This is a genomic window from Acinetobacter guillouiae CIP 63.46, assembly GCF_000368145.1.
Classification (GTDB): Bacteria; Pseudomonadota; Gammaproteobacteria; order Pseudomonadales; family Moraxellaceae; genus Acinetobacter; species Acinetobacter guillouiae.
This window is the reverse complement of record NZ_KB849283.1, coordinates 1,270,905-1,291,715: the sequence shown is the minus strand read 5'-3', so window position 1 is coordinate 1,291,715 and position 20,811 is coordinate 1,270,905. Positions and strand designations below refer to the sequence as shown.

Genomic DNA, 20,811 nt, shown 5'->3' with positions numbered 1-20,811 from the left:
ATTTTCTATTACTTTGTGGGTATATATTTATACTTTTAAATAAATAGACTTAATTTTATCTCATCATTTTATTTTAAATATGCTTTCTCAAGTCTTGATGAAATGCCAAAAAATAAAGGGATATGTTCTATCCCTTTATGCTGCGTCAAAAATTAAGTGTCAAAGCTCAGTCGTAAGAATTTCAGAGAGAAATTTTTCAAGTGCAGCATTGAATGCTTCAGGACATTCAATATTTGAAATATGCGATGCTTGAATTTCCACAAGTTGGGATTGCGGAATGTGCTGTTGCATAAATTGCCCATCTGCAACTGTAGTTACAGGGTCTTGCGTTCCTGCAATGACCAAAACTGGAATCGTGATATTTTTGAGTTGATTGCGGACATCCGCTTTAGCCAAAGCCTCACAACAATTGGCATAACCTATTGCGCTGCCAGCACTTAAGTCGTTACACAGATTATTGACAATTGCAGGATGACTTTGGATAAAGGGATCTGTAAACCAACGTGATGCAGCGGTTGCTGCGATGCTGGTTAAACCTTGTTCTCGGACAAGTTGGGCACGATCTAGCCATGCTTGTTCTTGTCCAATTTTTGCTGCGGTATTACTGATAACAACAGCATTAAATCGTTGTGGATAATGGATGGCTAACCATTGACCTGTTAACCCCCCCATAGAAATGCCACAGAAACTGGCTTTTTCAATATTTAAATGATCCAGTAATCGAATCACATCTTCAGCCAATTGGGGCAAGGTATAAGGACCTTGTGGCGCAGATGAAGAACCATGTCCACGGGTGTCATAGCAAATGACAAAAAAGCGTTCTTTAAAATAATTGAACTGCTTTTGCCACATGCCATAGTTGGTCCCTAAGGAATTTGAAAAGACCAGTGCAGGGGAGTTAGGGTTTCCAAAACTTTGATAATAAATCTGTGCATCCGCTGATTGAAAAGTTGGCATTGCTCGTTCCTTAATTTTGATCAACACGTTGAATAATGAGCGCGATACCTTGACCTACCCCAATACACATTGAACATAAGGCATATTCACCTTTGATCTGTTCAAGTTGATTTAAGGCAGTGGTCACCAGTCTGGCACCTGATGCACCCAAAGGATGACCTAAAGCAATTGCACCACCATTGGGATTGACGCGTGCATCATCATCTGCCAAACCTAAATCACGGGTTACCGCCAAAGCTTGGGCAGCAAAGGCTTCATTCAGTTCAATCACATCCATTTGCGCTAAACTAAGATCAGCTTGTTTAAGCAGTTTCTTGATTGCAGGCGCGGGTGCAAAGCCCATAATTCTTGGTTCTACACCCACCGTGGTTGCTGCAATAATTTTGCCACGTGGTTTTAATTGGTATTTTTCTACAGCTTCATCTGAAGCAATCAATAACGCCGCTGCACCATCATTAATCCCAGAGGCATTGCCCGCCGTGACCGTACCATCAGCTTTGACCACACCTTTAAGTTTTGTCAGTGCAGCTAAAGTGGTTGATGCACGTGGATGCTCATCGGTATCCACAAGCACAGCATCACCTTTACGCTGTGGAATAGTGACGGGCACAATCTCATTTTGGAAAAAGCCTTGAGCTTGTGCTGCCGCAGTACGTTGCTGGCTGTTGAGCGCAAACTGATCTTGATCCGCACGGTTAATATTGAATTGCTCTGCCACGTTTTCAGCAGTTTGTGGCATGCTGTCCACACCATACAATTCTTTGAGTTTTGGATTGATAAAGCGCCAGCCCATGGTGGTGTCTTCAATCTTTTGACTACGTCCAAAAGCACTGTCCGACTTGCCCATCACATAGGGCGCACGGCTCATGCTTTCTACACCACCGGCAATGATTAAATCTGCTTCATTGGCTTTAATGGCGCGAGCTGCCATGGCAATCGCATCCAGTGATGATCCACATAGACGGTTCACAGTGGTTGCTGGCACTTGATAGGGCACACCCGCCAATAATGCTGACATACGCCCGACATTACGATTGTCTTCACCGGCTTGATTGGCACAGCCATAGATCACATCATCGACTTGCTGCCAATCTACTGTTGGATTACGTTGTATCAATGCTTGAATTGGAATTGCACCGAGGTCATCTGCACGTATTGGCGCAAGACCACCGGCATAACGACCAAATGGGGTACGGATGGCATCTATGATGTAAGCGTTTTTCATGTTGTTTATATCCTTAAATAATCTCCCTTGCGCTGCTACAGCCGCAGCTCACCTCTTTGTAAAAGAAGAAGTTCCCCTCTTTCATAAAGAGGGGTTAGGGGAGATTTAATCATTCCGTTAGGAGAGATTTAATCATTCCGCAAGGGAGGGATTTATTATCCCTGTGTCGCATCAATCAAATGAGCACCCGTCAAAGCCTGTAATTCTTCAAAGCTCAGACCTGCAACTTTTTCAAGCACTTTTAAGCCATCAGTGGTCACATCAATCACGCATAAGTCGGTATAAATACGATCAACACAATGCTTACCTGTCACAGGATAGCTCAGTTCTTCAACAATCTTAGGTTCACCTTGCTTAGTCACATGATCTGTGGTGATAAAGACTTTCTTGGCCCCTACAGCCAAATCCATTGCACCACCCACCGCAGGAATCGCATCTGGCGCACCGGTATGCCAATTGGCAAGATCACCATTAGCCGCCACTTGGAATGCACCCAATACAGCAATATCCAAATGTCCACCTCGCATCATGGCAAAAGAATCACCATGATGGAAAAACGAGCCACCCGTTAGCATGGTGACATATTCCTTACCAGCATTAATCAACTCAGGATCTTCTTCACCTTTGGCGGGTGGAGGACCAAAAGCCAATAAACCATTTTCAGAATGCAGGAATACATCTTTATCTGTTGGCAGATATTTTGAAATCTTGGTTGGTAAACCAATGCCTAAATTGACATAAGCCCCATCGGGAATATCTTGGGCAACACGTTCAGCAATTTGGTCACGGCTTAGTTTTTGGTAGCTCATTGTTATTCTCCATTACCATTGGCTGCATCAACTGCAACCACATGCTGAACAAAAATCCCTGGGGTAATAATGTGTTCAGGATCGAGTTGACCTAGTTCAACCACCTCTGAAACCTGTGCAATGGTGACATCTGCAGCCATCGCCATGATTGGACCAAAGTTACGTGCTGATTTGTTATAAACCAAGTTGCCCCAACGGTCGCCTTGATGTGCTTTAATCAGTGCAAAGTCTGCTTTAATTGGATATTCAAGCACGTAGTCTTTGCCATCGATATGACGGGTTTCTTTGCCATCTGCCAATAAGGTGCCAAAGCCTGTTGGGGTAAACACTGCACCTAAACCCATCCCAGCAGCTTGAATACGACACGCGAGATTACCTTGAGGAACCAGTTCCAGTTCGATCTTGCCCGCATGATAGAGTTCATCAAATACCCAAGAGTCAGACTGACGTGGGAAAGAACAAATGATTTTACGGACTGCACCCGATTTAAGCAGTTTAGCCAGACCGTAATCGCCATTGCCTGCATTGTTATTGACAATCACCAGATCTTTAACGCCAAGTTCAATCAGCCCATCGATCAGCTCTGCGGGCTGTCCTGCTGTTCCAAAGCCACCAATCATAATGGTTGCACCATCTTTGATGTGGGACAGAACCTCAGACAACGAGAGCTTACTTTTATCAATCATAAGATGAACCTTTTATCCATGTTTTTAAATTTCTATACATGCCGCATTAGCAAAGATAGACATGTATAGAAACTTAAAAAACTGTGAGAAAGAACTTATCTCACAGTTATTTAGTCAATGAATTTACACCCGCTGCTTAATGGTCATCTTCTCGAATTGAAGACGGATGACGGTTTAAGGCAGTCACTTTGATATTCATATAAGGATATAAAGGCAATCCCTGTAAAATATTGTGGAGTTCTTCATTGCTCTCTACATCAAAAATACTGGTGTTTGAGTATTGGCCTGTAATACGCCAGATATGACGCCATTTCCCTTGACGTTGTAAATCTTGTGAATAAGCCTTTTCAATTGCTTTAATTTCATTGGCTTTTTCGACGGGCATATCGAGGGGGATGTGTACATCCATTCGTACTTGGAAAAGCATGTCAGCTCCTTGAATTATTGACGACGTAGGTTGTCGATTTTGTCTTCATCTAGTTCAATGCCGAGGCCCGGACCAGTTGGAATTTTGAGCTCAAAATTGCCATATTGAAGCGGTGTTTTTAAAATTTCTTCAGTTAGTAGCAGTGGGCCAAATAATTCAGTTCCCGCTGCGAGATTGCTAAATGTAGAGAAGGCATGTGCTGAGGCAATTGTTCCAACAGGACCTTCAAGCATAGTGCCACCATAAAGATCAATACCTGCCAGATTGGCGATTTTACCGACTTCGCATGCTTCAATCAGACCACCAGATTGCGCAACTTTTACCGCAAAGACTGAGGCTGCATTGGTTTTTGCCAAGTTATAAGCACTTTGTGGACCAGTTAATGATTCATCTGCCATGATCGCGATATCAAACTTACGGCTAAGACGTTGCATAGCATCAATATTATGAATTGCACAAGGCTGTTCAATCAGGTCAACGCCACCATCTTGAAGCATTTGAATCCCTTTAATTGCATTCAGTTCAGACCAAGCACGGTTAACGTCTACACGAATTGAGATGTCTGCACCCAAAGCTTTTTTGATTGCCAATACATGCTCGACATCTTGTTCAACAGGACGTGAACCGATTTTTAACTTAAAGACATTGTGACGTTTTAACGCAATCATTTTTTCTGCTTCGGCAATGTCTTTTTCGGTATTGCCCGACGCCAAAACCCAAAGCACAGGAATACTGTCACGTAAGCGACCGCCTAGAATCTCACTCAGGGGTTGACCTAAACGTTGCGCTTGAATATCTAATAATGCAGTTTGAACAGCACATTTCGCAAAACGATTACCGTTGATATTACGATGGATCACTTGCATTGTTTGGGCAATATTGGCACCAGACAGCGTTTTTAACAATGGCGCAAAATAGGTTTCAATATTGGTTTTTACACTTTCAGGGCTTTCTTCGCCATAACCTAAACCGCCAATTGTGGTCGCTTCACCCCAGCCAATTAAACCATCTTCAGTCGTGACTTTAATCAGGACCAAGGTTTGGGTTTGCATTGTCGCAACGGCCATCTTGTGAGGACGTATTGTTGGAATTTCGATTAACAGCGTTTCTATGGACTTGTACATCGTGGTTATTTCTTAAGTATCAATCTATTTATATACCCTAATTTAATGTAATATCTTTAACTAGGCCGATTTTGGTATTTTTAGATACTTAAAAGGTATATAAAAGGGATTTATAGAGATGGAATTAAGATATCTTCGTTATTTCGTTACAGTGGTCGAAGAGCAGAGTATTACCAAAGCTGCAGAAAAATTATGTATTGCTCAACCGCCATTGAGCCGTCAGATTCAAAAGTTAGAAGAAGAACTCGGTATTCTTCTATTTGAGCGTGGCACACGTCCAGTAAGAACAACTGAAGCAGGGCAATTCTTTTACCAACATGCGGTACAAATTTTGACTCATACTGCGCAAGCCACCTCTATGGCGAAGCGTATTAGTTCAATGAATACAATTGTCCGTATTGGTTATGTCAGTTCATTGCTGTATGCATTACTGCCTCAGGTAATTTATTTATTTCGTCAAAATAACCCTGACATTCAGGTTGAGCTGATTGAGCACAGTACCAAGGATCAAATCGAAGCACTCAAACTCGGTAAAATAGATTTAGGCTTTGGTCGTTTAAGAATTAGTGATCCATCGATTAAGCGCATTTTATTGTACAAAGAGAAATTAAAATTAGCCGCGCATAAAAATCATCATTTAACCAGTTATATTGATAAAGGTATTTATTTATCGCAAATCATCAATGAACCTATTTTTTCTTATCCAGCCACACAGAAGCCCAATTTCTCAACCTTGATTCAATCCATTTTTACCGAATTAGGCTTGGTACCGAAAGATATGGTTGAAGTTCGAGAAATCCATATGGCTTTGGGGTTGGTGTCGTCAGGGGAAGGGATATGCATTATTCCTGAAAGCGCCAGTGAAATAGGCATGAAAAATCTGGTCTATATTCCGATTTTGGATATAGAGGCCTATAGTCCTATTTCATTAGCTGTGAGAAATATGGATCAAAGTCCTTATTTACCCAAGATTTTAGAATGTATTCGACAGGTCTTTGAAGAAGAAGGGATTCCACTTCAACTCGATGGGGATTAATCGAGTATAGGCCTGCGCTGAGATCAATATAAAATCCCCTCATCCTAGCCTTCTCCCAACGGGCATAGGTATCTACACAATTAAATCTATTTAAGTTAAATTGGAGAGCATGCTCTCCAATTTAACATTCCACACTTAGATAACCGATTAGTTAAACGCTACGGACGTCTTGTAAAACTTAATATGAATCCACTTGCTTCATTAGCCCCAGCGCTTAAAGATATTGCCTCTACCCAAAAGACTAGCTTTGCTACCACCCAAGCAGTCTGGCGTTTCTTAAATAACGAAAACGTTTCATTTCAGCAACTCAATCAGCCTATTCAAAAACTTGCGCTTGAACAAATCGCTCTATCGAATCACCACTATGCCTTAGTTGCTCATGATTGGTCTCAACTACAATATTTAAAACATAACAACAAGTTAAGTAGATTCAAAAGAACACATGCAAGTGACAAAGGCTATGAATTACAAAGCAGTTTATTAATTGATGCTGAAACCGGTTTACCCATTGCACCATTAGATCAAACTTTATGTGATGCTACTGGACGTTATTCAACATTTACTGATGGGCATAAAATAAAAGAAACCCATTTAAACGCACTATGTGAACAAATCGAACATATTGAGTCTTTACCAATAGAAAAGAAACTCGTACATATTATTGATCGTGAAGGAGATTCAATTGCTCATCTTAGGTTATTGAATCAACAAGAACATTTATTTCTTATTCGAGGTAAAGAAGGAAATCGTGTTGAATATCAAGGAGAAGATGTTAAGTTAAGAGACGTATCAGACCAAATACCAACTACACAAACCCATACAATTCAATATAAAGGGAATTGCGAACAACTTTATATTGGTGAAACTCAAATCAGTATTACGCGTAATGCAAGACCAATGCAAAAAGACGAAACGGGAAAAAGAATTCCACCACAAAAGGGAAAGTCATTAACCGTTCGACTGATTGTAGTTGAAGTTAAAAATAAGCAAGGAAAATCACTTTCTCGTTGGAGCTTATTAAGTAATGTATCATCAGAAATACCAAGTATAGAATTGGTAACTTGGTATTACTGGCGTTGGAAAATAGAAAACTATTTTAAGTTGTTAAAACAGGCGGGCCATGACATTGAGTCATGGCTACAAACAACTCCGCAAGCGATATTAAGACGACTCTTAATTGCAAGTATGGCATGTGTATTAACTTGGCGAATACAGCGAGAAAATGATGAGAAAAATTCAAGAGTTAGAGTCTTTCTAACACGTTTATCAGGAAGGCAACAAAAAAGAGGAACAAGGGAAAGTGCTCCTGCAATTTTGGCTGGACTGTCAATATTACTGAATACACTACAATTATTATCTGAACATTCGGTTGATGACCTTAAGCTGATTGCTGAAATTGCATTAGAGTCTCTACAAAAAGATGTGTAGATACCAATGCCCAACGGGAGAAGGGACTTTCAATACCAATATGATTCACTCAACATGATCATTTTTTTGATTTATGCATGAGATCTATTGAGTTAATTATTTGAAAGCAATGATTTTAAAATGACATTATCAGTCTTTATCCTTGCATTCTTAATGAATTCGCAATGTATTGTAGTTCCTGTTCGTCATTGATTAAGCCTTGTTGGATGATGGCAATTTGCTCTTGAAGATTGCTTAGCAGTTCTTGGCATTGTGCGATAACTTCATCGCTATATAGATCAAGCTTTTGCCACAAACTATGTGAGATCTCGCTATATAAACGGTCATGGCCAATGGCTAAGATCTCGGTTGCATCATCAGCATAAATCACTTCATACGCCAGATGCTCAGCAAACTGTAACGGATTGAGAGGGGCATATTGCAGTTGATAATCCGATAAAGTATTTGCAATATGTTGTGATAGAAGCTGTTGAGCCTGTTGGGTCAGTGCACTATACAATTCATCCACCGCTTGCTGCTCGGCATGTTGCTCTAATAAGCTTGGCAGGGTTGCAATCATACTACGCCATGTTTGGGTAATGATCTGCTGTTTATGTTGTGCTAAGGCGCTCTTAGCATTGCTTAGCTGCTGCTGTAATTGATGCAGTTGTGGCACAACTTCAAGTTGTAAAGGCGTTAGAATTTGTTCTTGTAAATGATGTAACAAGGCTTCCGCAGGTTTACGCTGTTTATAAGCCAGAGCAGGTTGGATCAAATGTAAAAGTGCATCAAATAAACGATTAAAACCTGTCATTTGCATAGCCTGATCATTGAAATCCGCATTTTTCAACATCTGAGAGGAGGTTGAAATTGGCGATTGCAACAGCACAGGATCAACTCGCATTGTGATCAGTTGGTCAATAGCACGGGTTTGAACATCGGTTTCTTGCAGATAACGTTGGTCAGAGGTTTTATTGCATAGAATCTGGCAAATGTCGCCATCAACTTCATCTTCTTCAAAATAATCACTTCGTGTAAGCACTGGCAATAACGGTTTATGTCGGCGTAATTCCTGCCCCAAAGCCGCTAATTCTTTGACCTGACCGGGTGAGGAGGAACTACTGAGCCAAAGGACACCATCCGCACTATCCATAAAGCGTTGGGTCAATGTGGCATTTTCTGGCGTAACGGAATGGAGTCCTGGCGTATCCAGCAGGATGAGATTATTCGCTAAACAAACGCCTTGTAAGCGTGTGGTGGTTTCTGTGGCACCTTCTTTAAAACGCTCCTGACTATGGATAATTTGACCTGAGTCGAGATAAAAATATTCAACGCTTTGCTGACGTCTGTGAAAACACTCTGCCAATACATTACAGAATGAACTTTTACCCGCATTGAATTTTCCGAAAATCAGCAAAATAATCTTATCGTCAAAATGATCTGCGATGGATTGTGCAGCATGTAGGGTTTCTAATTGTGTTTCCCAATGGCTGAGATAGCTTTCAAGCTGAGAATTGAGTACTGCGATGTCTTGGGCAATCTGACTATATGATGTCAGTCCAATGGGATTGATACGTTGTTTATTGAGATTGATCGCCAGTTGCTGATGCCAAGTGTGCATCTTATTTAAATGCAGGATGATGTCCTGTTCCTGCTGATCAAAAGCTTCGGTGCTCGCAATCAGCGTCTGAATCGAATCATGGACGGTCATTATACCTGCTCCAAAGTGGTTGATGCCTGTTGGGCTTGTATGATGAGCTGCTGTTGCTGCTGCAAATTAAGTAATTGCTGTTGCAACTGCATTCGATCAGAAGACAATTCAAAATAATGGGCAAATTCACCACGTAAACGCTGACGACCTGATTCTTCGACAAAAATAAGATTGAGATCTTTACGCAGTTTGACCGAGACACCCATCACCGCAACCATGACCGTATCTAGACTGCGTACATTACTTTTTTGCGTATCAGGTAAACCCACCACACCATAGTGCACCAGATGGCTATTGATTTCGATACAGGCACGAGAATAAGCCACTTGAATACGGTTACGATCACGTTTGCCTGCGGTTACTTTATACATATTGGCAAAAGAATCTGGTTCTAGCGAATTATCCTGCCCAGAGATCTGTAGGACCGGTTGTAAATCTTGACGTACTTTATCTAATATTTGATTGAGATCACGCTCAAAATTTTGGCGTTGCTGCTGTAAGGTTGCTGTAAGTTGCTGAATGTTGCTTTGAATGGTTTCTAGGTGTTGGGATAAGCGCGTTTTTAGATCAACAATGATCTGTTTTTTTTCAAATTGACGTATTGCGGGGACTTGCTCAAGCATCCGATGAAGTGTGTGTTGTAGTTCGGGGATACCACTGCGTTGTACCAGTACGGGTTTGGAATTTTCGATACCTTGACGGTGCCGTGTAGCTGATACAGGTAGTACAGTTGCAGTTGGTGCTTGATTTTGAATGCTGCCAATAATCTGCGCTAAAATGGTTTGATCTGGAATCTGGTCAATTTGGGTAAGCAGCAGTAAGCTTTGTCGTTGGGTTTGCTTTGCATCTTGCTCGAATTGCTGGAATAAGTGTAATTCATAAGGATCAAACTCACCCTCACGTACCGAATGGACCATTAGGCGAATATCTGCTTTATTCCACATCGCATCTTGAGCAAGTTGATCATCGATTGTCGCCACATCAGCATCCAAACCCGGTGCATCTAACCAACGGATATGATGTTGCAGATGTTCGGAGAGGGCCACCGTTTCTCGTTTATCCGCAACTGAGAAAATATCTTGACCAATAAGCTCATTTAACAGCCGGCTTTTACCGTGATTATATTTGCCAATCACTGTAACCGTTGGAAATTGCCCCGCCTGTAGAATGGCACGCAGTCGAGCCAGAGCTTTCGCATCTTCAGGAACAACGGTTAAAATAGTATTGCTTGCTGCATCAAAAGTATGAATATCCATCTAAATATCTTTTCCATAAAATAAATCAGGCTAAACCGTTACAGCTCGCCTGATTTCAAGATTCACAAAATGACTTTTAGCTGAATTAAGCTTGTAGGCGAGGGCGGTCAACCACATGGTTATCAACACCATCTACAAGGCGGCTAAGTCTGAGGTCAAATACCATTTCGGCAAATGGACCTTCAACACCGTTGGCTTGGATCGCTGCTGCATCTGTATGTTCGATTGCGTCAACCACAAGGCCTTCACGTGTTGCGTAGGCGAAGTCATCATAAGTGTACGGGTCGCCAGCAACGTTAATTTGCGTGGTTAGTTTGCGATGACCATCTGCAGATACAAAGAAATGAATATGTGCAGGACGATTACCATGACGGCCTAATTGATTTAACAATTGTTGAGTTGGACCTTCTGGTGGACAGCCATAACCTGCAGGCAGAATCGTTTGTACACGGTATTGACCTTGAGCATCTGTCATAATGGTACGGCGCATGTTAAAAGGCTGTTGTTCGCCAGTTGGATCAAAGTGTGAATAGAAACCTTTGGTATTGGCATGCCAGATTTCAACTTGTGCATTTGGTAGTGGTTGACCATCTGCAGCGTAAATTGTACCGTGCAAAATCAGGGTATGACCATTTGGATCACTGCCATCATCCATACGAGCAAAACCTTGGGCAACAGGTGCACCTGCGACATAAAGTGGGCCTTCAATGGTACGCGGAGTTGGGTTCTCAATACCCAAAGCGGCATCAATTGCATCCATACGCATATCAAGGAAGTGGTCAAAACCTAAACCAGGAGAAAGTAAGCCTGCTTCATGACTGGTACCTAGCTGGTTTAAATATGCAATTGCAGCCCAATATTCGTCAGAAGAAATCTCTAAATCTTCAATGGTCTTAAATAAGTCAGAAACCACCCGATGAATGATTTGCTTAGTACGAGGATTTCCACCGTCTTGCTCAAGTCCGCTGAGTAGGTTAATGAAATTCTGTACTTCTTCCGTCTCGAAAATTCTAATATTATTGGCTGTCATGGCTATCTCCTTAATCTTGCCATAATGCTGGTTTGCGTCATATCTTTTAAGATATGTTGTGCGTTGAGCCAGCATCATTCCTAATCTTGCTTGGTTCATAAATCCTTCTATATACCTTAATTGAATGTAATCCCCTTATCTAGACTGAATTCGGTATCTTTAAATACTTAAAAGGTATATTTAACCCGCTCAAATCATAAAACTGTGATGCTGTCATGCTATAGCTTGAAAATAACCATGTTGTTAGATCATTAAAAATAATAAAAAATATTTATTTTTCAAAATCTTAAAATGTTTTTATACATAAAAAATTGTTTATCTAGGTTTGAAATAGCAGTGGTATGACTGAAAAGGTATAAACATATACCATATTATACATGGAAAATTACATTAATAATTCTGATAATGAGTAATGCTGATGTATTTTCTTAATTATATCATTTTGAATTTATTTATATTTTAAGGAAGTGCAAAAGTTTTTGTCTGGAGGATAAGACAAAGAACACCCTAGAACTTACACAACAAGAATTTCAAAGATTCAGGAAAGGATTTCCCATGTTAAAGCTAGATCTGCTTTATAGAACTCAACGAGTTGCACTTTATACGCTGTTTGGATGTCTGAGTATAGATGCTGCTTATGCCGAGTTTTTAGAAGAGAGTAACACCAGTATTTATTTACGTAATTTCTATAATGAACGTGACTACGAAGATACCAAACATGACCTCGGCAGTTGGTCGCAGGCGGCATCTGGGCGCTTTGAATCGGGTTATAGCGACACTGCGCTACAAGTTGGTTTGGATTTTGGTTTTCAATATGCCCTACGTTTAAATGATCGTTATGATGAACGTTTAGATACCGTTTTTAAATATGACAAAAGTGAAGCCCAACAAGCACGGGATTATTTAAAATTAGGGGCCACCTTAAAACTTAAATATCAAAATACAGAGCTTAAAGTGGGGGAGCTTTTTCCAAAAACACCGGTTTTATTTATTGATGATTCTCGACAATTGGTCACGACCTATGCTGGGGTAATGTTAGAAAGCCAAGACATTCAAAATTTAAAACTGTCCGCAGGTCGTTTTACTCATGTCAATGCCCGAGATGATGATGAATATAGAAAATTCACTTTGGGCAACTCCACAGATCCCAACAAAAGAAGTGATGGTTTAAATTTTATCGGATTAGACTATAAGCTCACCCCAAACTTCACTGGTTCATACTGGTTTGGTCAGTTGGAAGATATTTACCAACAACACTATTTCAATGCGGTTTATACAGAAAAAGTCAATGAGACCAAGCTAAAAGTAGATGCACGCTATTTTAATTATAAAGAGGATGGCGATGCTTATTTTGGAAATATCGATGTCCAGTCTGTAGGATTACAAGCGAGTGCACAACATGGTCCAAATACCTTTTTAGCGGGTGTGCAAAAACATTTCGGTGAGGATAATATTCCACTTTTAAATGGTTATGTCCCACAGGGATATTTACAGACTTGGTCTGCAATTGCTTTTTATAAAGCGAAAGAGTTTACTTGGCATGCCTTATATAGTTATGACTTTAAAGATCATGGCGTACCGGGCTTGAAACTGACCTTGCGTTATTTGAATGGTAGTGACATTTATCGGGCTGGCTTTAAGGATAATAAAGAAACCGAGAAAAATTTGATTGTAAACTATACTGTTCCAGAAGGATGGTTAAAGGGACTTGGAGTGGAATGGCGCTATATTGATGCTGATATTAAATATGGTGTTGGAAACCTTCCAGGTAGAGATTTTGTGGAAAATCGTTTTATCACAACCTATACCTTTAAATTCTAATTTTTGCTCAATCCGATAAATCGAATGATGCCCCTTATTAAAAATATGGGGCATCATCTTTAGCAGTCAGGATATTTAAGCGTCCAAATAAATAAGGATAAGCATAGTTAAATGCTTATCCTTTCTTCGCTAGTCAGATCATCAACAGGTATATGCCTAATAGGCAAAACTAAGCATTAATCTAAATAAACCAGCAATTAAAGCCAATGCTGCAAAACCGAAACACCACAACAAAATAAACCATGTTGCAGGGTTGAGTTGTTTGATGTATTTGTTCATCTAAAACTCCTTGATCAATGGTAGCCTTCATCACCAATACGGACTTTGTCTCGGAAAACCCAGTAAGACAAGAAGGTATAAGCGATAATAATTGGGATCAGAATTGCCGCGCCGACCAAGGTAAATTTAAGACTTGATTCTGGTGCAGCGGCTTGCCAAATTGAAACTGAAGGTGGAATGATATTGGGCCATAAACTAATTACAAATCCAGTAAATGCTAGAAAAACCAATGCCAGCGTATAGACAAAAGGTTTGACCTCGTGCCGTTGCTTACAAGCATGTAAAATTAAACCAGAAAAGAGTATAACTAAAATAGGCACAGGGCTGAAATATATAAGGTTTGGTAATGCAAACCAGCGCTGGGCAATTTCAGGATGTGTGATCGGGGTATAGATACTGACGGCAGCAAAAATAATCATTAACGTAATTAACAGCTTTGGCATCAGCGTATACATGATGTCTTGTAAACGCGCTTCCGTTTTTAAAATCAACCAGCCACAACCTAAAGTGGCATACATGACAACAACACCTAAACCAGTGAAAAGTGAAAAAGGGGTAAACCAATCCCATACACCGCCACTATAAATACCCGCAGTGGTTTGAATACCTTGGATATATGCACCAAGGATAACCCCTTGGAAAAAGCTAGATAAGATCGATCCCCAAATAAAGGCTTGATCCCATAAGTATTTGGTTCGAGTTGCTTTAAAGCGGAACTCGAAGGCAACACCACGGAAAATCAATGCGACCACCATAAATATAATGGGAAGGTATAAAGCAGAGAGTACCGTAGAATAGACCAGCGGAAAGGCTGCAAATAATCCCGCGCCGCCAAGCACCATCCATGTTTCGTTACCATCCCAGACAGGGGCGACCGTATTCATCATGACATCACGTTCTTGTCGGTCTGGAATAAATGGAAAGAGAATTCCAATGCCTAAATCAAAGCCATCCATCACTACATAAATCAGTACACCTAAACCGATAATGCCGACCCATATTAAAGCGAGATCAATCATGATGTTTCTCCTTATTTTGATCTAGCGGCGCTTGTTGTCCATCGATTGGATCATCCACAGCACTGAGGGTGCGTAATGGGGTTTTAAAATGCCCTAAACCTGTTATTTCAGGATCTAAATGAGTTAAAAACTCAGGTCCAGATTTCATGAGTCTGAACATATAATAAATCCCTGCACCAAATACAACGGTATACACCAGTACAAAAATGATCAGACTGAGTCCCACTTGGTCTGCTGTTACGGTATGCGATAACGCATCTTTGGTACGTAATACGCCATAAACCACCCAAGGCTGTCTTCCTACTTCTGTTGTAACCCAACCTGCGAGTAAAGCGATATAACCCGTTGGGCCCATCACAATGGCGAATTTATGAAACCATGTAGACTCGTATAGCCGATTCTTTTTGCGTAGCCATAAGGCTGTTAAAGACAGCAGCACCATTAACATGCCAAGACCCACCATGACACGGAAGCTCCAGAAAACGATGACTACATTTGGACGATCTTCAGCTGCAAAGTCCTTTAATCCAGTGACTTCGCCATCTAAGGAGTGGGTTAGAATCAAACTGCCTAAATAGGGAATACCGAATTCAGTTGTATTTTTTTCTTGTTGCATGTTTGGTGTCGCAAACAGCAGAAGTGGCATCGCATGGTCACGGTTGGTCTCCCAGTGTCCTTCAATTGCTGCCAATTTCGCTGGTTGGTGTTTTAAGGTATTTAAACCATGGTTGTCGCCAATAACTACCTGTAAACAAGAAGTTACCAGTACCATCCATAAACCCATAGAGAATGATTTTTTAATTAATTCATCACGACGACCTTTAAGCAGATGCCAGCCAGCTGTGCCCACAACCAATAATGAAGACACTAAAAATGCAGCTGTTGCCATATGTGCAAAGCGATAGGGGAACGATGGGTTAAATACAATTGCCCACCAGTCCGTCGGAACAATGATGCCATTTTCTATTGCAAAGCCTTGCGGTGTTTGCATCCAACTGTTGGAGGACAAAATCCAGAACATTGAAATACAGGTTCCAATGGCGACCATAAGTGTGGCAAAAAAATGTGCTTTTGCGGTGACTCGGCCCCAACCAAAAAGCATGATTCCTAAGAAGCCTGCTTCTAAGAAAAATGCGCTTAAAACCTCATAGGTGAGTAATGGCCCCGTCACACTCCCTGAGATACGCGAGAACTCACTCCAGTTGGTACCAAACTGGTAGGCCATGACAATGCCTGAAACAACACCCATAGCAAATGCAACAGCAAAAATCTTAATCCAGTATTTGAAAAGGTCTTTGTAAACTGGGTTTTGTGTACGCAACCATTTCCATTCCAGCAGTGCAAGGAAACAGGCTAAACCAATAGAGGTTGCAGGGAAAATAATGTGAAAAGACACAGTGAAAGCAAACTGAATTCTTGCCAGTTCTAGTGCAGTTAATCCGAGACTCATTGCATGCCCCATCGTTGCTTGAGGCATTGGATCGCTATAGACCCATGACCGTCATGATTAAGTTTGGAAAAAACCATAGATCGTTCCATAAAAACTACCTACTTAGAAATAATTATTATGATCTTGCACCATTATTTAGTTGGGATGTAGGTACAGAAAATGAGGAGAAAAAATATAACAGATTTTTAAAAAATGGCTAAACTGTTATATTTTTATCGGCTGTTTTTGTTGCTATATTTTTTCTTTAATGCACTGCAAACTATGGATATATCACTCAATTTTAAGTTGAAAAAAGGTATGTACCGTTAAATTTAGCTTGAGTCATGATGAATATACGGATGTAAATGACAGTGTTTTATACAATATCTGAGTTAACCACCATTAAGTGCGCGAGCTACCAAATCAGCTTGATTATAGCGATTTGGGGTTTTGCATATATGTTGCAAAAACTGTTGAATTTACCCATTGCATCAGGTGTTTTAGGTTTTTTTATATTGCTGATTTTATTGAAAATGCAATGGCTTAACTTGGAAAAGGTGAGTCTAGGTGCAGATATTCTATTGGGTGAGCTGTTGCTGTTTTTTATTCCACCAGTGGTCGGTGTGATTCAGTATCAGCAATTGCTTTTGATCAGTGGTTGGAAAATATTTCTGGTGATTTTACTCAGTACAGCTTTGGTGATGGCAAGCTCTGTGTTGATGGTGAAAATATTCTTGCAACAGGATGATATGGAATGACGGAGTTGTGGGGAATTTTTTACTTGCTTTGGACGGTACTGTGTTACTTCTTGGCAAAGCGCTTATTTGTTTTTACCCAGAAAATATATTTTTCTCCGATTATTGTGGTGCCGAGTCTTAGTATTATTTTGATCTTTATATTTCAGCATCGCTTTCAAGACTATTACCAATATACCCAATATTTGGTTGCCATGTTAGGACCAATTACAGTGGCATTTGCGATTCCTGTATTTCGTTATAGAGCGATCGTCAAACAGTATTTTTTCGTTTTAATCATCAGTTCTAGTGTGTCTATGCTGGTGGGGATTTTAAGTAGTTGGCTATTGGCAAGTATGTTCAATTTCGACGAAATTTTGAAAAATAGTCTTTTGGCACGTTCGATTTCTATTCCATTTGCCTTGGAATTGACTGAAAAAATTGGCGGCTCAATCAGTTTAATTCCCTTGTTTACGGTCATAACAGGCTTAGTGGGGATGTTATTTGGTGATTTTTTACTGTTATGGATGCGCTATAAAAACCGTATTGCACAAGGCGCCGCTCTAGGAAATGCCGCTCATGCGATGGGGATTGCGCGAGCAAGACAACGTCATGAGTTAGAAGGAGTGATTGCTAGTCTATCCATGATTATTTCAGGAATCATCATGGTGTTGTTTGCGCCCTTTATGATTTCATTGATTAAACATATTGTTTGATTTCATTTTATTTAGATTGAAAAATAACATTTAAGAATGAAGTCTAGACTGCATTTAAAGACAGTATGCAATGTGAAATATAATTGATTTACATGAGTATTTATTTTAAATCTCCGTATGGGATTTTGTGATGATGCAGATTTTGTGCTACATATTTAATTGTATTTAGCCCTTGTCATATTCTAGAGAGGGTGATTTTATATTGGGATCATCAAAGGGATGATCGAAAGCAACTGCTGGATTTGGAATAGGCTTATGGATGGGTTATCTGAATTTTCTTGGCAAAATATTAAATATAACTTTTACAATACTGGAGAACTGCCAGAGATTGTGCAACGAGATTCACCTATTTTACAGCTTTGGGAAAGTGCAAAAAATTCGGGCTTAAGTCCTTTCTCCAAAATCACTGACTTAGACGAGTTTCCTGTCGCTGACCTTTCACAGGGCGATATAAAATTAGCCGCATTGGCTGAAGGTGTATTAAATGATGTCTGGCGCTTATTTGGGCAACAGGATGTTATCGTTTTCTTAATTAATCATCAGCTTAAAATTATTGCTGAACGTCACAATCCTGATTTAGATGACCAATATCATTATTTATGCACGGGTCGTATTATTGAGCCCTCTGTGTTTGGTGCGATTGCACCGACATGTAGTGTGATGTCTAAACAGCCTATGATCATGACAGGGCATCAACATTATCTAGATGAGTTTTCAAATTATTCTTGTGCATCGGTTCCGATATTCAATGGCTGTGGTGATGTACTCGGTGCTTTAGATATCACTTCACCACAAGGGCTTTTGGCGAGCAATTGGTTGCGTCACTTACTTTACCAAAGTTATATTTTGGAAAATAAGATTATTCAGGCAGCACTACAACCTGATCAACGGGTCCTTTATTTTCAACATTCTAAAGATTTGTTGGACAATGCCTATACGGGCATGATCGTACTGGATCAATCAGGAAAAATCCTCAAAGCCAACCAAATGGCGTTGAAACTGCTAAATTGTTCTATTGAGCAATTGTTGCAGCAACCAATGGATCATTTTTTACTCACTGAGCATTTGAATCCATTAAATTCGAGTGATTGTTTTTTTATTCAAAGTTTTGACCATGCATTTTTTTATGCCCAGCTACGTAGTGTGAATGGGCGGTTGCAGAATGAAACAAGCAAAATCACGACACAGCATTTGCTTGATCAGGCGCTGAAAGCATTAAAAGCCGATATTCCTGTATTGATTACCGGAGAAACAGGTACAGGTAAGGATCATTTTGCTCAGCAGTTACATCAGAAGCTGGATGTAGATTTACCTTTTATTTCGATTAATTGCGGTGCAATACCAGATCATTTGCTTGAAGCAGAATTATTTGGTTATGAAGGCGGCGCTTTTACAGGTGCTAAACGGCAAGGCGAAAAAGGTTTAATTGAACTGGCAGATCAGGGCATACTCTTTCTCGACGAGATTGGTGATTTGCCTTTACATTTACAAGTGAAAATTTTAAGAGTGCTACAAGATCAGCAGTTCTATCGGGTTGGAGGACGTAAACCGATCAAGTCAGCATTTAAACTGTTATGTGCAACACATCAGGATTTAAAAAGTAAAATACAACAGCAGTCATTCCGCCGTGATTTATATTATCGTATTTGCGGTTTTCAGGTACATTTACAACCCTTACGCTTACGTCAAGATAAACAGGTTATTTTACATCACGTTCTGGATCAATTTGGTATAGCGCAATGGTCGAGCCATGTAGAACAACAATTTAATAGGCACGCATGGGAAGGAAATATTCGTGAATTAATTCATGTAGTGAAGCTATCCGCAGCATTTAAAGACAGTGAAATTTTAAATCATTTATATTTACCTGAAGCTGATTTAGCGATTCAGCAGCAAAGTAAGCAACTGATATTAGATGAAAATAAAAACTTAAATAGCTTGACCAAGCAAATGATTGTGCAGGTGTTACAAGAAGAAAATGGCAATATCGCAAGGACAGCGAAGCGCTTAAATATCTCAAGAACAACGATTTATAAATATATTGGCAATTAATTGTAATTTTCTATTCAGCCCTTTAGTTCATTTTTTATAAATTCAGCTGAAAGAGAGCCTGAAAAATTCAAGATGATCAATCCTTTACTTGTCCATGTGGGTTTTTCTATTAATTAATAGTCTTATAATTAATAGAATGAAAAGGACTAAAGTTATTAACAAATATGTATTCCCTTGGAATATATGAGAATTATATCCTTTATAAATAAACGTTGGTAAAAGTTCTTGTTGTGTATAACCAATTGAAGATTTTTCAAAAAAGTAGCTTAAAATTAAAGAATATAGACCAGTAAAGACAAAAAAAGAGAGTACTTTATTAATTTTATCTTTTATAAAAATAATAGAATTTAAGCTTAAAGATATAATTAATATTGAAAAAACAGCAGAATAAACGTTAACCCAGTATTCATAATTTTCCACGACTTCACCCTCCTAAAGCTTTTTTTATAAATTCGGCTGAAAGACGACCTTCTCTGCGTGTTTTAGCAATGACTTTACCATTATTATAAATTATTCGTGTCTCATGTCGATAATCTTGTTTAGACATATCCTTTGTCCCCCCTCTATTTGGACTAGCAAAATCCGCATGCCCAATAACAACACTTCTTTTTTTACCAGCTTTGAATAAAGCAACTGATATTAAAGAGCTAAGAGTGTCTAGCTCTCCATCAAATGCACTATTACAACCATGTATTTCTATTTTTGATTCATTTGTAAAAACTTTAAAATTAATGTCTGAAATAATGAATGAATTTCTCCAATTAGCTCCACCAAAAAATTCATATTGATCCAATTTTGTTGATCTATTTCTATATAAATTAGATGATAAATTATTTGACTGAGAATATTCAAATGTCATTGATTTTTTTAAAGAAGCACCAATCACACTATAAAGACCTAGATCAGAACCATGGCTAAAAACGTCTAAAGATTGAATGGAATTTTCAGGTTGAACATTTATTAGATCAATAAACTGCCTCATTCCATTTGAAATAAAATAAGATTTCAGAGGTAGATCATTTTTATAATCAGCAATCACATTTTAGAGGCATGAAAAAAAGCCCCATTATCTCCAAGAGATCGGGCACCACCG

Annotated in this window: 20 protein-coding genes; 6 read left to right on the top strand and 14 right to left on the bottom strand. The window is 39.6% G+C overall.

Going from position 1 to position 20,811, the window contains the following annotated elements:
- Nucleotides 1-159 precede the first annotated feature (159 nt).
- The 6 genes from pcaD to F981_RS11165 form a co-directional block, all read right to left on the bottom strand.
- The gene (gene pcaD, locus F981_RS11190; RefSeq protein ID WP_004721577.1) at nucleotides 160-957 is read right to left on the bottom strand and encodes a 3-oxoadipate enol-lactonase; all 798 of its coding nucleotides are present in this window, start codon (nucleotides 955-957) and stop codon (nucleotides 160-162) included.
- Nucleotides 958-967: 10 nt separating this feature from the next.
- Nucleotides 968-2,182, bottom strand: coding sequence for a 3-oxoadipyl-CoA thiolase (gene pcaF, locus F981_RS11185; protein WP_004721575.1), 1,215 nt, complete (start codon nucleotides 2,180-2,182; stop codon nucleotides 968-970).
- Nucleotides 2,183-2,337: 155 nt separating this feature from the next.
- On the bottom strand, nucleotides 2,338-2,991 hold the full coding sequence (locus F981_RS11180; protein WP_004721573.1) for a 3-oxoacid CoA-transferase subunit B: 654 nt from the start codon (nucleotides 2,989-2,991) through the stop codon (nucleotides 2,338-2,340).
- Between the two features lie 2 nt (nucleotides 2,992-2,993).
- Complete coding sequence (locus tag F981_RS11175) at nucleotides 2,994-3,677, bottom strand: 3-oxoacid CoA-transferase subunit A (protein WP_004721570.1); 684 nt, start codon at nucleotides 3,675-3,677, stop codon at nucleotides 2,994-2,996.
- Between the two features lie 136 nt (nucleotides 3,678-3,813).
- Nucleotides 3,814-4,104, bottom strand: a complete 291-nt coding sequence (gene catC / locus F981_RS11170) for a muconolactone Delta-isomerase (protein WP_004721568.1) — start codon at nucleotides 4,102-4,104, stop codon at nucleotides 3,814-3,816.
- Between the two features lie 14 nt (nucleotides 4,105-4,118).
- Complete coding sequence (locus tag F981_RS11165) at nucleotides 4,119-5,228, bottom strand: muconate/chloromuconate family cycloisomerase (RefSeq protein ID WP_004721566.1); 1,110 nt, start codon at nucleotides 5,226-5,228, stop codon at nucleotides 4,119-4,121.
- A 118-nt stretch (nucleotides 5,229-5,346) separates the two neighbouring features.
- Here F981_RS11165 and catM point away from each other — a divergent pair, with 118 nt between their 5' ends.
- Both catM and F981_RS11155 read left to right on the top strand, forming a co-directional pair.
- Complete coding sequence (catM, locus tag F981_RS11160; RefSeq protein ID WP_004721564.1) at nucleotides 5,347-6,264, top strand: cis,cis-muconate-binding transcription regulator CatM; 918 nt, start codon at nucleotides 5,347-5,349, stop codon at nucleotides 6,262-6,264.
- Nucleotides 6,265-6,447: 183 nt separating this feature from the next.
- The gene (locus F981_RS11155) at nucleotides 6,448-7,692 is read left to right on the top strand and encodes a hypothetical protein (protein WP_004721561.1); all 1,245 of its coding nucleotides are present in this window, start codon (nucleotides 6,448-6,450) and stop codon (nucleotides 7,690-7,692) included.
- A 136-nt stretch (nucleotides 7,693-7,828) separates the two neighbouring features.
- On the opposite strand, the gene F981_RS11150 is transcribed toward F981_RS11155, so the two are convergent.
- The 3 genes from F981_RS11150 to catA form a co-directional block, all read right to left on the bottom strand.
- The gene (locus tag F981_RS11150) at nucleotides 7,829-9,382 is read right to left on the bottom strand and encodes a GTPase (RefSeq protein ID WP_004721559.1); all 1,554 of its coding nucleotides are present in this window, start codon (nucleotides 9,380-9,382) and stop codon (nucleotides 7,829-7,831) included.
- Nucleotides 9,382-10,638, bottom strand: a complete 1,257-nt coding sequence (locus F981_RS11145; RefSeq protein ID WP_004721557.1) for a GTPase — start codon at nucleotides 10,636-10,638, stop codon at nucleotides 9,382-9,384. Before F981_RS11145 ends, F981_RS11150 begins: the two co-directional genes overlap by 1 nt.
- Nucleotides 10,639-10,723: 85 nt before the next feature.
- Nucleotides 10,724-11,668: a catechol 1,2-dioxygenase gene (gene catA, locus F981_RS11140; protein ID WP_004721555.1), complete on the bottom strand. Its 945-nt coding sequence runs from the start codon at nucleotides 11,666-11,668 to the stop codon at nucleotides 10,724-10,726.
- A 555-nt stretch (nucleotides 11,669-12,223) separates the two neighbouring features.
- Here catA and F981_RS11135 point away from each other — a divergent pair.
- On the top strand, nucleotides 12,224-13,489 hold the full coding sequence (locus F981_RS11135) for an OprD family outer membrane porin (protein WP_004721554.1): 1,266 nt from the start codon (nucleotides 12,224-12,226) through the stop codon (nucleotides 13,487-13,489).
- A 156-nt stretch (nucleotides 13,490-13,645) separates the two neighbouring features.
- Here F981_RS11135 and F981_RS23310 read toward each other — a convergent pair whose 3' ends face one another.
- The 3 genes from F981_RS23310 to F981_RS11125 are packed head-to-tail and all read right to left on the bottom strand — an operon-like array spanning nucleotide 13,646 to nucleotide 16,237.
- Nucleotides 13,646-13,768, bottom strand: a complete 123-nt coding sequence (locus F981_RS23310; protein ID WP_004721553.1) for a DUF2474 family protein — start codon at nucleotides 13,766-13,768, stop codon at nucleotides 13,646-13,648.
- A 14-nt stretch (nucleotides 13,769-13,782) separates the two neighbouring features.
- Nucleotides 13,783-14,787 carry a cytochrome d ubiquinol oxidase subunit II gene (cydB, locus tag F981_RS11130; RefSeq protein ID WP_004721552.1) on the bottom strand — a complete coding sequence of 335 codons (1,005 nt, stop codon included), beginning with the start codon at nucleotides 14,785-14,787 and terminating at the stop codon, nucleotides 13,783-13,785.
- Nucleotides 14,780-16,237 (bottom strand): cytochrome ubiquinol oxidase subunit I, encoded by a 1,458-nt coding sequence (locus tag F981_RS11125; protein ID WP_035372079.1) that lies wholly within the window; start codon nucleotides 16,235-16,237, stop codon nucleotides 14,780-14,782. Before F981_RS11125 ends, cydB begins: the two co-directional genes overlap by 8 nt.
- Nucleotides 16,238-16,581: 344 nt before the next feature.
- Between F981_RS11125 and F981_RS11120 the strand changes: the two genes are divergently transcribed.
- The 3 genes from F981_RS11120 to F981_RS11110 all read left to right on the top strand — a co-directional run bounded on the left by F981_RS11120 (nucleotide 16,582) and on the right by F981_RS11110 (nucleotide 19,718).
- Nucleotides 16,582-16,974: a CidA/LrgA family protein gene (locus F981_RS11120; protein ID WP_004721550.1), complete on the top strand. Its 393-nt coding sequence runs from the start codon at nucleotides 16,582-16,584 to the stop codon at nucleotides 16,972-16,974.
- Complete coding sequence (locus F981_RS11115) at nucleotides 16,971-17,666, top strand: LrgB family protein (protein WP_004721549.1); 696 nt, start codon at nucleotides 16,971-16,973, stop codon at nucleotides 17,664-17,666. Before F981_RS11120 ends, F981_RS11115 begins: the two co-directional genes overlap by 4 nt.
- A gap of 255 nt (nucleotides 17,667-17,921) precedes the next feature.
- Complete coding sequence (locus F981_RS11110; protein ID WP_004721548.1) at nucleotides 17,922-19,718, top strand: sigma-54-dependent Fis family transcriptional regulator; 1,797 nt, start codon at nucleotides 17,922-17,924, stop codon at nucleotides 19,716-19,718.
- Nucleotides 19,719-19,802: 84 nt separating this feature from the next.
- On the opposite strand, the gene F981_RS23930 is transcribed toward F981_RS11110, so the two are convergent.
- Nucleotides 19,803-20,138: a hypothetical protein gene (locus tag F981_RS23930; RefSeq protein ID WP_004721546.1), complete on the bottom strand. Its 336-nt coding sequence runs from the start codon at nucleotides 20,136-20,138 to the stop codon at nucleotides 19,803-19,805.
- 4 nt (nucleotides 20,139-20,142) lie between these two features.
- On the bottom strand, nucleotides 20,143-20,757 hold the full coding sequence (locus F981_RS11105) for a hypothetical protein (protein WP_004721544.1): 615 nt from the start codon (nucleotides 20,755-20,757) through the stop codon (nucleotides 20,143-20,145).
- Nucleotides 20,758-20,811: the final 54 nt, after the last annotated feature.

Bases quoted from the DNA above. Each gene is read 5' to 3' on its own strand.
- pcaF (WP_004721575.1), bottom strand. From the start codon at position 2,182: ATGAAAAACGCTTACATCATAGATGCCATCCGTACCCCATTTGGTCGT.
- F981_RS11145 (WP_004721557.1), bottom strand. From the start codon at position 10,638: ATGGATATTCATACTTTTGATGCAGCAAGCAATACTATTTTAACCGTT.
- F981_RS11110 (WP_004721548.1), top strand. From the start codon at position 17,922: ATGGATGGGTTATCTGAATTTTCTTGGCAAAATATTAAATATAACTTT.
- catC (WP_004721568.1), bottom strand. From the start codon at position 4,104: ATGCTTTTCCAAGTACGAATGGATGTACACATCCCCCTCGATATGCCC.
- F981_RS11155 (WP_004721561.1), top strand. From the start codon at position 6,448: ATGAATCCACTTGCTTCATTAGCCCCAGCGCTTAAAGATATTGCCTCT.
- F981_RS23310 (WP_004721553.1), bottom strand. From the start codon at position 13,768: ATGAACAAATACATCAAACAACTCAACCCTGCAACATGGTTTATTTTG.
- cydB (WP_004721552.1), bottom strand. From the start codon at position 14,787: ATGATTGATCTCGCTTTAATATGGGTCGGCATTATCGGTTTAGGTGTA.
- F981_RS11175 (WP_004721570.1), bottom strand. From the start codon at position 3,677: ATGATTGATAAAAGTAAGCTCTCGTTGTCTGAGGTTCTGTCCCACATC.
- F981_RS11150 (WP_004721559.1), bottom strand. From the start codon at position 9,382: ATGACCGTCCATGATTCGATTCAGACGCTGATTGCGAGCACCGAAGCT.
- F981_RS11115 (WP_004721549.1), top strand. From the start codon at position 16,971: ATGACGGAGTTGTGGGGAATTTTTTACTTGCTTTGGACGGTACTGTGT.
- catA (WP_004721555.1), bottom strand. From the start codon at position 11,668: ATGACAGCCAATAATATTAGAATTTTCGAGACGGAAGAAGTACAGAAT.
- F981_RS11135 (WP_004721554.1), top strand. From the start codon at position 12,224: ATGTTAAAGCTAGATCTGCTTTATAGAACTCAACGAGTTGCACTTTAT.
- F981_RS11120 (WP_004721550.1), top strand. From the start codon at position 16,582: ATGACAGTGTTTTATACAATATCTGAGTTAACCACCATTAAGTGCGCG.
- pcaD (WP_004721577.1), bottom strand. From the start codon at position 957: ATGCCAACTTTTCAATCAGCGGATGCACAGATTTATTATCAAAGTTTT.
- catM (WP_004721564.1), top strand. From the start codon at position 5,347: ATGGAATTAAGATATCTTCGTTATTTCGTTACAGTGGTCGAAGAGCAG.
- F981_RS11165 (WP_004721566.1), bottom strand. From the start codon at position 5,228: ATGTACAAGTCCATAGAAACGCTGTTAATCGAAATTCCAACAATACGT.
- F981_RS11125 (WP_035372079.1), bottom strand. From the start codon at position 16,237: ATGAGTCTCGGATTAACTGCACTAGAACTGGCAAGAATTCAGTTTGCT.
- F981_RS11180 (WP_004721573.1), bottom strand. From the start codon at position 2,991: ATGAGCTACCAAAAACTAAGCCGTGACCAAATTGCTGAACGTGTTGCC.